The organism is Pseudomonas sp. LBUM1644, from assembly GCF_059716195.1.
The window spans coordinates 3,292,934-3,307,221 of the sequence record NZ_CP166812.1; the positions used below are offsets into that span (position 1 = coordinate 3,292,934).

General features: G+C 56.1%; 13 protein-coding genes and 2 pseudogenes. All 15 read left to right on the top strand.

All coding sequences use genetic code 11. The annotated features are described in order from the left end of the window. The first annotated feature begins 612 nt into the window (after positions 1-612). The 15 genes and pseudogenes from ACA052_RS14880 (at position 613) to tssH (ending at position 14,272) form a co-directional block, all read left to right on the top strand. Positions 613-2,049, top strand: coding sequence for a DUF6861 domain-containing protein (locus ACA052_RS14880; RefSeq protein ID WP_497645555.1), 1,437 nt, complete (start codon positions 613-615; stop codon positions 2,047-2,049). Between the two features lie 9 nt (positions 2,050-2,058). Next, positions 2,059-2,355, top strand: coding sequence for a hypothetical protein (locus ACA052_RS14885; protein ID WP_429515400.1), 297 nt, complete (start codon positions 2,059-2,061; stop codon positions 2,353-2,355). A 36-nt stretch (positions 2,356-2,391) separates the two neighbouring features. Continuing rightward, positions 2,392-2,658: pseudogene (locus ACA052_RS14890) on the top strand (hypothetical protein); the annotation flags it as partial. 90 nt (positions 2,659-2,748) lie between these two features. After that, positions 2,749-3,153: a hypothetical protein gene (locus ACA052_RS14895; RefSeq protein WP_497645556.1), complete on the top strand. Its 405-nt coding sequence runs from the start codon at positions 2,749-2,751 to the stop codon at positions 3,151-3,153. 45 nt (positions 3,154-3,198) lie between these two features. Then, positions 3,199-3,462: a hypothetical protein gene (locus ACA052_RS14900; protein ID WP_497645557.1), complete on the top strand. Its 264-nt coding sequence runs from the start codon at positions 3,199-3,201 to the stop codon at positions 3,460-3,462. 117 nt (positions 3,463-3,579) lie between these two features. Next, positions 3,580-3,870 (top strand): annotated as a pseudogene (locus ACA052_RS14905) (immunity protein Tsi6 family protein); the annotation flags it as partial. 37 nt (positions 3,871-3,907) lie between these two features. Next, positions 3,908-4,258, top strand: a complete 351-nt coding sequence (locus ACA052_RS14910; RefSeq protein WP_497645558.1) for a DUF7957 family protein — start codon at positions 3,908-3,910, stop codon at positions 4,256-4,258. Between the two features lie 34 nt (positions 4,259-4,292). Continuing rightward, on the top strand, positions 4,293-4,571 hold the full coding sequence (locus tag ACA052_RS14915) for a DUF6966 domain-containing protein (RefSeq protein ID WP_497645559.1): 279 nt from the start codon (positions 4,293-4,295) through the stop codon (positions 4,569-4,571). Positions 4,572-5,432: 861 nt separating this feature from the next. Further along, positions 5,433-6,182 (top strand): hypothetical protein, encoded by a 750-nt coding sequence (locus ACA052_RS14920; RefSeq protein ID WP_497645560.1) that lies wholly within the window; start codon positions 5,433-5,435, stop codon positions 6,180-6,182. A 69-nt stretch (positions 6,183-6,251) separates the two neighbouring features. After that, positions 6,252-6,785 carry a type VI secretion system contractile sheath small subunit gene (gene tssB, locus ACA052_RS14925; RefSeq protein WP_150816351.1) on the top strand — a complete coding sequence of 178 codons (534 nt, stop codon included), beginning with the start codon at positions 6,252-6,254 and terminating at the stop codon, positions 6,783-6,785. A gap of 10 nt (positions 6,786-6,795) precedes the next feature. Then, positions 6,796-8,298, top strand: coding sequence for a type VI secretion system contractile sheath large subunit (gene tssC, locus ACA052_RS14930; RefSeq protein WP_497645561.1), 1,503 nt, complete (start codon positions 6,796-6,798; stop codon positions 8,296-8,298). Positions 8,299-8,323: 25 nt separating this feature from the next. Then, positions 8,324-8,806 carry a type VI secretion system baseplate subunit TssE gene (gene tssE / locus ACA052_RS14935; protein ID WP_149658793.1) on the top strand — a complete coding sequence of 161 codons (483 nt, stop codon included), beginning with the start codon at positions 8,324-8,326 and terminating at the stop codon, positions 8,804-8,806. Further along, entirely contained in the window at positions 8,806-10,638 is a 1,833-nt protein-coding gene (tssF, locus tag ACA052_RS14940) for a type VI secretion system baseplate subunit TssF (RefSeq protein ID WP_497645562.1), read from the top strand. Before tssE ends, tssF begins: the two co-directional genes overlap by 1 nt. Further along, entirely contained in the window at positions 10,602-11,672 is a 1,071-nt protein-coding gene (gene tssG, locus ACA052_RS14945) for a type VI secretion system baseplate subunit TssG (RefSeq protein ID WP_497645563.1), read from the top strand. The genes tssF and tssG overlap by 37 nt, the downstream gene beginning before the upstream one ends. Beyond that, complete coding sequence (gene tssH, locus ACA052_RS14950; protein ID WP_497645564.1) at positions 11,669-14,272, top strand: type VI secretion system ATPase TssH; 2,604 nt, start codon at positions 11,669-11,671, stop codon at positions 14,270-14,272. The genes tssG and tssH overlap by 4 nt, the downstream gene beginning before the upstream one ends. Positions 14,273-14,288: the final 16 nt, after the last annotated feature.

The window sequence follows — 14,288 nt, forward strand, 5'->3', positions numbered from 1 at the left end:
AACATCATGGATCAGGGAAACAACCCGCCGCCTTGTGAGATTGCGGACCTAAATACCTGAAACTTTGTATGAAACTGCCTACAAACTTTTCCCCGTCATATTTTTGAAATCGTAGGAGATTTCTGAAAACGGGATTCAAAGTCTGGTACTGCGACCGCAGGGCAATGCGAAAGTGCCACTAACCACGCAAATTTGAGAGGACGGTCACAGTCTGAGCGGCATAACGGCGCTTCGAAAGCGGCAAAGGAAACACCTTCGCCCTGCACTGTGTCAACCCGGAACCGGCATCGCACAGCGATCCCTAGAGACGAACTCACCCATCAGGAAAGTTTGAAAAATATTTATGAGCCCATTCAGCACCGCAGAAACGCCTGTATATCAAGGAGCAACGGGAATCAGGTGCCATTAAAAAAGCAACTAGTGCCTCATTGACATCATTGCCGAGTGTAACGTGAATAATAAAAATGGGATCCACATTGAATTTTATTACACGGAGCGCAGTCTAGAGTGCGGCTAATGGCCAGTACTTTCGCCCACGCATAGCGTCGAATATCCGACACTTCAAACGTAGCGACAGGGAAGCTTCTTCTACCCAAGGACAGTGATGTGTAAATGGATCTTTTAGCGAATGTGCCCAGCTGGGCCGACGTCGAACGAAATCTCGATCAGAAATTCAGCGAACTGAACCAGGGCGTCAATGAGGGCTTGCAAAGCGCTCACGACAACTGGAACGGCTTCACCCGTCGCGTCAGTAACGGTCCGAGTCAAGTCTATGGCTACATGGGCGGGCACCGGATCGATGCGGTGGGTCGTGCCATGACGCTCTCCTACCCGATCATCCAGATGGACCTCAAGCGCAAGTGGGCCTCGATCGAAATCGAGCAGATCCTCCCTGTGCTGCTGCAGTTGGTCAAAGAAGTTTCGATGATTCTCGGCGGTAGCGTCGCGGTCGGCACCATCGCCGGGGGCGCTGCGGGTGCTTTCGCATTCGGTGTCGGCGCCGCACCCGGAGCTGCCGCCGGGGCCGGTATCGGCCTGCAAGTCGGCAATCTGATTCTCATGGGACTGGGCTTGTCGGCTATTGCTGAATATTTTTACCAGGGTCTACCCGCCTGCCTGTCTACATTGCAAGAAGGCATCGCCACAGCCTGGCATTCGGAAGAAGGCGTCAAACCTGCTGGCCTGGACCCTACTGGTGGTTCTGCCGCATTGGTACAGGAACGTATCGAACGAGCAGCACGACAACTGGCTCGCGGCCAGGAGCAACTGGTGTTGCTGCTATTGACCGCCATCGTCACCTACCTGACACGCGGCCAAGTGAAAGCGGGTGTTGTGGGCAGCATGGAAAGCATCGCGACGCGCAGCGCGAAGCTGCAAGCCGAGATATCGAACAAGCAATTGGCAGGCTGGCTGGCGCGCAATGAGCAGAAGTTGCTAGCTCAGGCGGATCTGCAGGTGAAGGAGCCGACGCCACTGGCGAAGGCTGAGGAACCGCTTCAAAAGGTTGGTTCGAATCAAACTAAAACTTTGCCGGACGAAAAAATAGCCCAGACACCTGAAGCACAAAAGGTTTCCTTCTTTCAAGACACAGCCTTGCCAGGAAAAGTTGTCGGAGAGTTTGACATGATCAATAATCCTGGTCCGCTTGCTGATTTGAGTGGCAGTCCATCGGGCAATTTCTCAGGTGGCCGCTACAGGGCAATTGAGCTTTTCGACGACGTCGAGCTTTACCGTGGAGGAGACGCTAATGGAAAAGCCTTGGGGCAATGGTTCACGGATAAAGCTCCAAGCTCAGTCGCGCAGGTAAGAATTGATACCGCCGTCAAACCTCAATGGATCGATCCGCTCACAGGGGTACTAACCGGCAGCTCTCCTATAAACTCCGTATTTAAGATTAAAATTCCTGCTGGCACTACGGTTTACGAGGGACCTGTGGGGAACCAAGGGGGAATATTTGTTGGCGGACCAGATATAAATCAGATTTTTGTTCAAGCGCCTTGGCGGATGCCAGGTGTCGAAGTCATCGGAAACCCTATACCCATCAAGTAACGGAATGTCATGAACACTTCATATTTAATTAGTTTACTTACCGAGCTCAAGGATATTTTTCACCGCGAACACTGTATGGAATTTGATTCTGGTATAAATGCCATTATTCAAATCCTTTCTGAAAATCCTCGGCCGAATAGCAATGAGTGGGCTCAAGCAACTTCAATCTATAGAACAATGGCAGGTACCAAATCAGGTTTTTCAGATATTTATGTCGATCGAGGTTCCGCTGAGGAGCGAGTCGCTGCTAACGTACGACTAGATACTATTCGGAAGGAGCTATGGGATACATTTGATCGAACCTGAAATGCTCATGTTGCTGCCTAGGTCGAAACGCCCAGAGCACTAGACCCTGCCGCCGCAAAACTGGCCGTGGAGCTGGAACCGTTGCTGATCCTGGCGGAACGTGGCCACATTCGGGCTCCAATGGAGTGGGGGGATATCCCCGGACGTTACCTGTTCACCGAAGAAGGCTTGCAGCAGTACGCCGATCTCGAGCATGCCTTCGCCGAGTTCAAAATCGAACTGACCGGCGGAGAATCACCGACGCTGCGTCGACTCAAGGCGCAGATGGAAGAGAAGAAGAACAGCGGTTTGAAGCCTGACTGACAACAGCGCGAACGCGTAACCAAGGATGATCAGTCAGCATGGGCGGCTGTCAATTTTGCAGCCGCAACCACACATCAGGGAGAGATCAGTTTGAAGCCGTCCTATTTCCGCCATGGCCCTTTGGCCTTCATCGCTGCAATGATTTTCACGACGCCCCTGTACGCAGAGGATGCGGAAAAAATACTCGCCGAGGTTGTTAATCAACAGCAGCAACAGTTACCGATCATGCTCGACTTAGTCACACGCATCGACAACATCACGTACGCAGATCGAACCGTCCATTATAAATTGACGCTGTCGGGGTACGAAGGTCGTCCCGGTGAGCAAGCTTATTATCAGAGCTATCTGGCTCAACAAATAAACAAATCCCTGTGCAGCCAAACCGCGTATTTGTTGGTTCTGGCTTTAGGCAACAAAATCACTTACCAATACAATAGCGCTGATTTAAAAAACATTGCCGAAGTCACGTTAGCACCGGACGATTGCAAAAGTTAACGATGAGCACAGCTAAAACCCACGCCTGTACAGTGGGGAACACATTTGAAATGCAAAGACATCTACGTAAACCGCGAAGAACTCTTTTCGCTAGGAATCGAGGAAACCTCCGGTAGGCTCTACGTTTCATTTCCAGTTAGCAACGGCATGATTGACTACGAGGAGTATTACGAAATAGATCACGCAAGCTTCGAATTTTTCCAACAAAACAGTGATGCCGCTGTGGATTTCGTTATGAAATGTCGTCGCAGAGAACTGGACGAGTTGCTCATTGAGAAGCCTGGAAATAACAGAGGGTCGGTCATTTAATATTTAGATGGAAACAGATATCGATAATTAACGTTGATTCGACCGCTGAAGGCTTTCCCATGTCAAAACTACTGCATCAATTAAAAGCTCTTTTCAGGCAAAAAACCGTTCGACAATGCGATAGCAATCACCGCCCGGGGATACAACAGGTGCCCGGAATACCATATCTACTCAAGCTCGTTGATCCAATTGCAATTCATCAAAAACGTGTTGCTGGGAATTGAAAAAGACAAAGCAAGACTGCACCAATTAACTCTCGGTGCCTGGGTCGGCAAAGAGTTTGAACCCAACGACCCTGAACTAGCCAGCGCACTGGGGATTGCCCTCTACATTGGCGATCAAATCGCCCACGGTCTGAAGATTCAACTTCCAAATGGAATGCCGCCAGAAAGTCTTCCTCGCCCATAGCATTTTTGCGACTTCATTGATAACGCTAGAGGCGAAAATGACCACCGAGACCCCGCTTCGTGTTCAAAACGGAACCCTGTGGCTAGCGGATCAACCTATCCACCTTCCTCACCCCGTCAAAGCGACCCTTCAACACAATGACAGGCTCTTGATTCTGGTTGATCCCGCAACCGATGTGATTTTCAACAGAAACGTCTTCGCACTGTCGATACACGGTGAACTGCTCTGGCAAATCGAAGAAAGCCCCCATGGCACGCAAGCCGATAAGCCGTACGTGAATTTATACTGCGACGAAACCGGGACAGTAATCGCCGGTAACTGGAATGGCGTTAGCTACTCGATCAATCTGCTCAATGGTACCGTCAGCGCCGCTGCTTTTGAAAAATAGGACGCCGCTCGCTCAATGACAGAGGACCGCCGATATGAAAAACATCAGTAGCATCTCTTTGATCATCGCCCAGACGGCCGACTTACTGAGGAAGTTCGGCCGTCCTGAATGGGCGGACAAACTCGAAGAATGCAAAGTTGCCCTGCCCCACGACACCACGTATGCGCTGTCTCAAATCGTATCGCTATACGGTGGAACAGGTTCGATCAACGACATAGTACTGTACGAACAGGCAAGGCCCTTGTTGCGCGAAAACAACGAACTGCATGCGCGGCTAGCAGAACTCTATAACGCTTGCGTGGGCAGCCATTAACCCATTTGCTCAAACCGCGCAACAAATGCCGCGCAGTCCCTGCGTTCAAGTGCGTACCCGCCAGTTCCGCCTGCTCCTTCTCCTTGAGTTTCTTGTCGGCCTCACATCGGGGGCTAAGAACGAGCGCGTGGTCAGTTCAGGCATAGGCGCGTCGTCTTCGATTAACAGATTCAAGTGCCCCCCCTGCCCCACTCGCAGGCCGAATTCGTCGATGTGTGGGATCGGCAGCGGCTGCTTGCTGTAGGCGAAAATAAAGTGATCGAATGCGGAAGGTAACTGTAAGGGACGCGTCGTGCAGTGATGGCCTCCCTATGTAACCCCGCGCAACCGCCGTTTGAAAAAATCTGAAAGATAAAACTTTCTTTATTCTAGACACTCTGCGCTGCCATCACTTCCGCGCGCAAAAATCGTCACTATTCTCCCTTCACATTTTTAGCAGCACGAAATAAAATCCAAATTAGGTGAACCGCTTCACCTTTTTCAAAATTAATTTCAATTAAAAATTGGATCCACACCCCTCCTTAAACCCTTGAAGCTGTTGGGTTTCAGTCCCGCCTGTAAGACAGAACCAGCGACTAATGGCAAGCGGACATCATTGCGGCATGTATCAAAAACGAGAAAAAATCCTTTCCTGACTGAACTTTTCCGTACGAGATGTTGCCATATACGACGTTGCTGGCCACTCGACATCCATATGCCAGCACCGTGTTCCTACAAATCCTGACATTGCGCATTTTCGATGTAGAAACATCGGCCATCGCACTTTGTGAACAGGTACTCAATTGAGAAATTCGTAGCTCTTCACGTTCTCCCGTGGATTTTCCGGGAAGCGGTCGTGAAGAGTTCAAGGACGATATACCGATGACTCAGACGTTTGACGTTGAAGCACTGATCAAATTGCGAAGCCAGACCCGGGCCATTTCCGATGCGCTCAAGGCGCAGGCTTCGGATTATCTGTCGACCCTCGCATTGCTGATCCGTCCGCAGACGTTTTTCGGTGAATACCTGCAAGGCGCGCAACGCAGCAGCGGCCGCGAAACCCAGCACCACTTCAAAGAGTTCAAGGAACTCTATGACCGCATCGGGTCGGCAGCGCCCTTTCATCTGGTCAATGAACTGGAAGTGCCCCTCAACCTGATCGGTACGACGCCGGAACTGTTTCCGCTGGAGTACGACAAGGTGCTCTCGCAAAGCGGCCAGACCATTCGCATCACCAGCCCCGTGCGCTGGGTCGTGGGCTTCAACTCATTCGACCTGGCCCGCTTTCGCACCGTCATCAAAGACCCCAATCGCAGCAGCGCCGAGTTGTACCGCTTCGTCGTGCACTACCTGGTGTTGTTCTACTGCCTGAGCCAGTCACCTGGCCTGGGCCGTTTGTTTGGCGGCCTGCGCTTCCCCCTCAGTTTCGAGCGACTCAAAGACTTTGGCGACCTGCCCTTTTGCGTCATCGGCTCACCGGTGCGCTCCCAATTGCCGGATGAATCGGTTATCCGCAGCAGCACGCAGATTGCCGGCAATACCAGCTTCGAAGAGTTGGTGGAGCACGAAAACATTATTGAAATGAACGATGAAATCCGTCAGCGCCTTCTGCTGACGATCGAAGGAATGTAACGCGCCCGGCCACCCGCTGCGCCGGAACGCAAATGACTTGCAGCGAATTGTTCGCACCAGGAGATCACGATGGCGAAGAAGGAAAGTACCCAGCACAAACTCGACCGCGTTCGCGCGCCTCGGGTCCATATCACCTATGACGTGGATATCGGTGACGCTCAGGAAAAGAAAGAGCTGCCCTTTGTCGTCGGTGTGCTGGGCGATTTCTCCGGCAACCCGCTGGAGCCGCTGCCGAAGCTCAAGGACCGCAAGTTCATTTTCATCGACCGCGACAACTTCAACGGTGTGCTCAAGGGCATCAAGCCGCGCCTGAGTTATCGGGTCGACAACACGCTGGCCAGGAACGGTACGCAGTTGGGCGTCGAGCTCAACTTCAACGCCCTCGAAGACTTCGAGCCGCAGAACGTGGTGAAGCAGGTCGAGCCGCTGCGCAAGCTGCTGGAAGTGCGCAACAAGCTGGCTGATCTGCGCAACAAGATGGGCGGCAACGACAAGCTCGAAGAGCTGCTCATGGACGTGTTGCAGAACACTGAAAAGTTGAAAACGCTGGGCAAGGAATTCGGCCGTGAAGCCGCTGTTCCAGCCACCGATGGCAAAGAGTAGGAGCCTGAAGATGAACGACAAGCAAACCGTGACTCAACAGGACAGCGATCTGGTTGAAGTGGAAAACTTCGCCCCGCAATCCTCGCTGCTCGACAGCATTATTTCGCAAAGCCGTGTCGCGCGCTCCGAGACTGAGCGTACCCGCACACGTGATTTGATCGGCGAGCTGGTCAGCCAGGTGCTGGAAGGCGAAATGACGCCGAGCAAGGACCTGATTGCCGTGCTTGATGCGCGCATCGCCGAAATCGACGCGATGCTCTCCGAGCAGATGAACGAAATCATGCATGCCCGCGAATTCCAGCAACTGGAAGCGTCGTGGCGTGGCCTGAAGTATCAGGTGGACCAGACCGAAACCAGCACCACGCTGAAAATTCACCTGCTCAATGCGTCGAAGAAAGACCTGGTGCGCGACCTCAAGTCCGCCTCCGAATTCGACCAGAGCGCGCTGTTCAAAAAGATATACGAAGAAGAATACGGCACCTTCGGTGGTGCACCGTTCGGCATGTTGCTGGGTGACTACGAGTTCAACCGAAGCCCCGAAGACATGTACCTGCTCGAAGAGATCTCCCATGTCGCCGCCGCGGCCCACGCCCCGTTCATCTCGGCGGCCTCGCCTGAGCTGTTCGGCTGGGACTCGTTTACCGACATGTCCGGCCCACGGGACCTGGCGAAGATTTTCGACACCGTCGAATACGCCAAGTGGAAGTCGTTCCGCGCCTCCGAAGACTCGCGTTATGTCGGTCTGACATTGCCGCACGTGCTGGGTCGCCTGCCTTATGGCCCGGATACCACGCCCGTTGAGGAATTCAACTTCGTCGAAAGCGTCGATGGCCGCGACCACAACAAGTACCTGTGGATGAACGCCGCCTACGCGCTGGGCACCCGGGTCACCGACGCGTTCTCGCGTTATGGCTGGTGCGTGGCGATTCGCGGTGTCGAGGGTGGCGGTCTGGTGGAAGGCCTGCCGACGCACACGTTCAAAACCGATGACGGCGAAATCGCCCTCAAGTGCCCGACCGAAATCGCCATCACCGACCGTCGTGAAAAAGAGCTGTCGGACCTTGGCTTCATTCCACTGGTGCACTGCAAAGGCACCGACTACGCCGCGTTCTTCGGCACTCAGTCGGCGCAGAAACAGAAGCACTACAACACCGACATCGCCAACGCCAACGCCCGGCTTTCCGCGCAGCTGCAATACATCTTCGCCACGTCGCGCATCGCGCACTACATGAAGGCGATCATGCGCGACAAGATCGGCAGTTTCGCGTCCCGCAAGGATGTGGAAATGTTCCTGAACAAGTGGCTGTCGAGCTATGTGCTGCTGGATGACACCGCCAGCCAGGAAGCCAAGGCCAAGTTCCCGTTGCGCGAAGCGCGGGCCGAAGTGTTCGAGGTTCCAGGCAAGCCAGGGGTGTACAAGGCCGTGACGTATCTGCGACCGCATTATCAACTGGACGAGCTGACCGCTTCGTTGCGCCTGGTCGCCGAACTGCCGCAATCGACTCGCGGCTGATCCACACCATTGCCAGGGAGGCAATATGAGTAGTCAACACAAGCTGTTGCCATCGCTGCTGGATCGATTGCTGGACGATCATCCGCATCAATCCATGGAAGCTTCATCGCAACGCTTGTGTTCGCTGGCCGATTACAAGGCCAGCATCGTTCGCGACCTGGAGGTGCTGGTCAACACGCGCCAGTCCCTGGTCGCCAACGAGCTGGAGGGTTTCGTCAATCTGGGCGGAACCATCCTCGACTACGGCATGCCGGATTTCACCAGTCGCAGCGTGCTTGATCCACAAGACCGCCTGTTGATTCAACGACAACTGGAGAAGGCGATCACCGTCGGAGACCGACGGTTTCGCAGCGTCAAAGTCCAACTGCTCGCCCAACAAACCGGCCAACGCATGCTGACCTTCCGCGTGGACGCAGTACTGCGCCTGCAGGACATCACCCGTCAGGTTTCCTTCGACGCGGTGCTGCAGGTCAACACCCAGGAATACAAAGTGCAGAACCTCAACTGATGCTCGACGATCTGCTGCCCTATTACGAAAAGGAACTGTCGCACCTGCGCTTTTTAGGCCAGGAGTTCGCGAGCCAGTACCCGAAGATTGCTTCGCGGTTGCTCATCGAGGGCGATAACTGCGAAGACCCGCATACCGAGCGCTTGATCGAAGCCTTCTCGTTTCTGTCGGCCCGCGTGCACAAAAAACTCGACGATGAGCTGCCGGAAATCGTCGAGTCGTTTCTCGAAGTGCTGTACCCGCATTACCTGCGCCCTACCCCGTCGATGTCGATCGTCGAGTTCAACCTGGGCAAGCAGGAAAAAGTCACCGAAGCCTTCCGTGTCGCCCGGCACACCGAACTCAGCGCCAACCCGATTGACGGCGTGGTGTGCAAATTCCGCACCTGCTACCCCGTCGAACTCTGGCCGGTGGCGGTGCATCAGGCGTCGTTCATTGAAATGGAACGCTCGGCGTTCAACGGTCATAGCGCTGACTTGGTCGCGCGCCTGCGCATCGGCCTCACGGCGACCTCCGATGTGTTGTTCGGCAAGATGGAGCTGGACAGCCTGCGCTTTTTCCTCGACGGCGAAAGCACTCTGATGCTGCAGCTCTACGAGTTGCTGTTCAACAACCTGGCCAAGGCCACGTTGTCGTTCGAGGATGAGGGGCGAACCCGCGAGATCACGCTGCCAGCGAACGCGCTGAAAGCCGTCGGTTATGGTCGGGACGAAGGATTGGTGGATTACTCGGAGCGCTCGTTCCTGGGTTATCGCTTGCTGCACGAGTACTTCACCTTCCCGGACAAGTTCATGTTCTTCGACCTGTCGGGTTTTGCGCGGCTGTTAGCGGGCAAGAACCTCGAGAAGATCGAGATCAACTTCTACTTTTCCGATTACGACCTGAGTGACCGCCTGGCGCGCCTGACGCAGAACATCGGGCGCAATAACTTCAAGCTCAACTGCACGCCGATCATCAACCTGTTCCGCCAGCAGGCAGAGCCGATCAAGTTGACCCATGCCCAGCACGAGTATGCCGTGACGCCGGATGTGCGCCTGCAAGGCTCGGCGGAAGTGGTGTCCATCGATCGCGTGCGGCGGGTGCGAAAAGTCGGCGGTGTCGATCAGGTCGGCACCTGTCATCCGTTCTTCGAACCGCGTGGCGACCAGGGCCCCGGCCAAAGCTTCTGGATCGCGCGACGGCGTCCAGTGCAGTCGCGCCAGCGCGATGGCTCGGACGTGTTTATCCGGGTGGTGGATCGCGAACTGGAATTGATCAATTCCAGCAACGACACCTTGAGCCTGCGCCTGACCTGCAGCAATCGCGACCTGCCCTTGATGCTGCCGTTCGGCGGTGAGCGCGGAGACTTCAACATGCCGGGCAACTCGGTAATCCAGGACATCCGCTGCTTGCGCAAACCGACCGCAACCGCGCGTGTGCCGCTGGGCAACGGAGTGATCTGGCGCCTGATTTCGCACCTCTCGCTCAACCATATGTCGCTGGTGTCCCAGGGGCGCGAAGTGCTGCTGGAACTGCTGTCGCTCTACAACTACCGCAACGTGTCGGCGCTGCGCAAGCAGATCAACGGCATCGTCTCGGTCAGTAGCGAACCGGTGGTGGCACGCATCGGCCATCCGCGTCCGAACTTTGTGCGTGGCGTCGGCATCACCCTGAATTTCGATGAAAGCCAGTACACCGGCAGCGGGGTGTTTTTGTTCGGCATGGTGCTGGACCACTTCTTTGGCCAGTACTGCACCATGAACAGTTTTACTCAATTAACCCTTCGCACCTTGCAGCGCGAAAAGAGAGTCGTCCAATGGCCACCGCGAACCGGCGATCAACCCCTGGTCTGATCGATCAGGCACGGGCTGAGCCGCACCGATTCGAGTTTTTCCAATTGGTGCGTTTGCTCCGCCTGCATTACAGCAGAACCGGGCGCATGGACCTGGACACTCGACCGCACGAAGACCCTTTGCGATTTCGCTCGCAGCTGTCGCTGAACTTCCCTGCGAGTGAAGTCAGCGACTTGCAGTTTGAGCGTGAAGGCAAGGTGTCCGCGGCAGGTTTGCCCCTGTCTGAAGTGCAAGTCACGTTTATGGGACTGGTCGGGCCGTCCGGCGTGTTGCCGCGTCCCTACACCGAGTTGCTGATCGAGCGGCATATCCAGCACCGCGATGATGCGGCCCACGCCTTCCTCGATATGTTCTCGCATCGCATGACCACGCTGTTCTACGAGGCCTGGCAGAAATACAAGTTCTACATCGAATACGAACGCAACGGCACTTCGGATTTTGATCGTTACCTGCTCAATCTGGTGGGTTTTGGCCCTGAGGCGCAGAAGCAGAAATTCGACAAGCAAGGCTCACCGCTGCGTCGCGAATTGTTCAGCTATTTCTCCGGCCTGTTCGCCCAGAAGCCACGCAACGCGCTGAACCTTGAAGTGATGCTGTCTTTCTATTTTTCGCTGCCGTTCAAGGTCAAGCCGTTTGCTGGACGCTGGCTGAAACTCGACGCCAGCCAATGCACGCAATTGGGTCGCAAAAACGCCGTGCTCGGGCAAAGCGCAGTCGCCGGCAACCGGGTCTGGGATTACCAATCGTGCGTGCGCATCGAGATGGGTCCGCTGGACCTGGTCGACTATCAACGCTTCCAGCCAGGCACCGTGGACTACCAGAAACTGGTGGAGCTGGTTCGGTTCTACGTCGGCGCCGAACTGGACTTCCAGTTGTCGCCCCGGCTCAAACCCGAAGCCGTCCCCGTGGCCCGCCTCGGTCGCCTGGGCAACGTTGCACTGGGCTGGCAAGGCTGGCTCAAACGCCCCGGCGTCGACGTGGAACCTTCCCGTTGCGCCCTCTTCCACATTCCTTTTGATGGGGTCTCCCTGTGAACCTGAAGTCCCTGTTTGCCAAACTGAACGATACCAGCCGCACCGCCACCGAAAGCGCCGCGGCCTTGTGCCTGTCGGAACAGCATTACGACGTCGAGATCGAGCACCTGTTATTGCAGTTGCTCGACAGCAACGACAACGACCTGCCGGCCATTCTTCGTCACTACGATGTCGTGCCGGATCGCCTGCAGGCTCAGTTGGTGACTGCGCTGGGAACCTTTAAGAAGGGCAACACCCGCACGCCTGCGCTGTCGCCGCACATTACTCGGATGATCGAGCAAGCCTGGGTGCTGGCCTCTATCGAGTTCGGGCAAGGGCAGATTCGCACCGGTTATCTGTTGCAGGCGTTGCTGGACGACAACGAGCTGCGCCGGGTGGTGATCGCCTCCGCCCCTGAGCTGGAAAAAATCAATGCCGACGACCTGCGCGTCAACCTCGGCGCACTGGTCGAAGGCAGCGCGGAATCGCAACAGGCCAAGCCCCTGGCAGGCGCGGACGTCACCGCGCGCAGCACAATTAGAGGCAACGGCAAAACCCCGGCGCTGGATCAATACACCATCAACCTGACGCAAAGTGCGCGCGAAGGCCGGATCGATCCGGTGCTGGGTCGTGAGTTCGAGGTTCGGCAGATGGTCGACATCCTCACCCGCCGCCGCCAGAACAACCCGATCCTGACCGGTGAAGCCGGCGTCGGCAAAACATCAGTGGTTGAAGGCCTGGCGTTGCGCATCATCCAGGGTGATGTGCCATCGGTGCTGAAAGACGTGGCTATCCACACCCTGGACCTGGGCTTGCTCCAGGCCGGTGCCGGGGTGAAAGGCGAGTTTGAAAGCCGTCTCAAGTCGGTCATCGAAGAAACCAAGCGCAGCCTGCACCCGATCATCCTCTTCATCGACGAAGCCCACACCCTGATTGGCTCCGGTGGTCAGGCCGGGCAAAACGACGCGGCCAACCTGCTCAAACCAGCCTTGGCCCGTGGCGAATTGCGCACCATCGCGGCGACCACCTGGGCCGAGTACAAGAAGTACTTCGAGAAAGACGCCGCCCTGGCACGTCGCTTCCAGGTGGTGAAGGTCGAAGAGCCGGACGAAGACAAGGCGATCCACATGCTGCGCGGTCTGCTGGCCAAGATGCAGGATCACCACAAAGTCACGGTGATGGACGAAGCGCTGGTGCAAGCCGTGCGTTTGTCCAATCGCTACATCACCGGGCGCCAGTTGCCGGACAAGGCCGTTAGCGTATTGGATACCGCCTGCGCGCGGGTTGCCCTCGGCCAATCGTCACAGCCGGGGCCGCTGGAAGACTGCAAAAGAACCCTCGACAATCTTCAGGCCGAAATCTCGGTGCTGGAGCAAGAAGCCGCCAAAGGCAGCGACCATGCCCGGCGTCTGGCGACCCTGAACACCGAGTTGCAGGCGCAGCACATAACCCGCGACGCTCTGGAGCAGCAGTGGCAACGTGAGCTGGAACTGGTGGCAAAACTCGGCGCGCTCAGCCATCCGGACAACCAGGCACCCGATGTACGGGAGATTGCGGCGGTACGCGCCGAACTGACCAGCGTCCAGGGTGAACAACCTCTGGTGCATGCGTTGGTCGACGGCGGGACCATTGGCGAAGTGATCTCCGGTTGGACCGGAATCCCGTTGGGCAAAATGCTCCGTGACGAAATCGATACCGTCCAGCGCCTGCCCGCGCTGCTGGGCGAACGGGTACTCGGACAAGATCACGCCCTGCAGGAAATCGGCAAGCGCATCAAGGTTTCACGCGCGCGCATGGAAGACCCGAACAAGCCGATCGGTGTGTTCCTGTTGCTCGGCCCGAGCGGCGTCGGCAAGACCGAAACCGCGTTGGCCCTGGCCGACACCCTGTACGGCGGCGAACGTAATCTCATCACCATCAATATGTCCGAGTACCAGGAAGCCCACACGGTATCGAGCCTCAAGGGTTCGCCACCGGGTTACGTCGGCTACGGCGAAGGCGGCGTGCTGACCGAAGCCGTGCGGCGCAAGCCTTACAGCGTGGTGCTGCTGGATGAAGTGGAAAAAGCCCACCCGGACGTGCTCGAACTGTTTTTTCAGGTCTTCGACAAAGGTGTGCTGGATGACGGCGAAGGCCGGGAGATCAACTTCCGCAACACGGTGATCATCCTCACGTCCAACACCGGCACCGATCGCATCATGCAGTGGTGCCTGAATGCCGAGCAGCAACCGACGCCGGAAGACATCGTTGAAGGCCTGCGCGACGAGTTGAACCAGGTGTTTAAACCGGCGTTCCTCGGCCGTCTGACCATCGTCCCGTACTACCCGGTTAAGGACGCCATTCTGGAGCGCATCGTCGCGCTCAAACTCGAACGCATCCGCAAGCGTTTCGAGCGCAACCATCAAGCCGTCCTGAGCTACGACGAAGCACTGGTCAAAGCCATTGCCTCGCGCTGCACGGAAGTCGACAGCGGCGCCCGCAACATCGACAACATTCTGTCGAAAACCCTGATGCCGGAACTGGCCCAACGGGTCCTGGAGCGGATGGCGCAGGACAAGCCGATTCAAAGTTTGAACATCGCGCTGGGCAGCGACGGCGATTTCGCCTACAGCCTGTGCTGAATGAGTATTTAAAGGT

Coding starts and splice junctions, on each gene's coding strand:
- ACA052_RS14880 (WP_497645555.1), top strand. CDS start 613: ATGGATCTTTTAGCGAATGTGCCCAGCTGGGCCGACGTCGAACGAAAT.
- ACA052_RS14885 (WP_429515400.1), top strand. CDS start 2,059: ATGAACACTTCATATTTAATTAGTTTACTTACCGAGCTCAAGGATATT.
- ACA052_RS14910 (WP_497645558.1), top strand. CDS start 3,908: ATGACCACCGAGACCCCGCTTCGTGTTCAAAACGGAACCCTGTGGCTA.
- ACA052_RS14915 (WP_497645559.1), top strand. CDS start 4,293: ATGAAAAACATCAGTAGCATCTCTTTGATCATCGCCCAGACGGCCGAC.
- ACA052_RS14920 (WP_497645560.1), top strand. CDS start 5,433: ATGACTCAGACGTTTGACGTTGAAGCACTGATCAAATTGCGAAGCCAG.
- tssB (WP_150816351.1), top strand. CDS start 6,252: ATGGCGAAGAAGGAAAGTACCCAGCACAAACTCGACCGCGTTCGCGCG.
- tssC (WP_497645561.1), top strand. CDS start 6,796: ATGAACGACAAGCAAACCGTGACTCAACAGGACAGCGATCTGGTTGAA.
- tssE (WP_149658793.1), top strand. CDS start 8,324: ATGAGTAGTCAACACAAGCTGTTGCCATCGCTGCTGGATCGATTGCTG.
- tssF (WP_497645562.1), top strand. CDS start 8,806: ATGCTCGACGATCTGCTGCCCTATTACGAAAAGGAACTGTCGCACCTG.
- tssG (WP_497645563.1), top strand. CDS start 10,602: ATGGCCACCGCGAACCGGCGATCAACCCCTGGTCTGATCGATCAGGCA.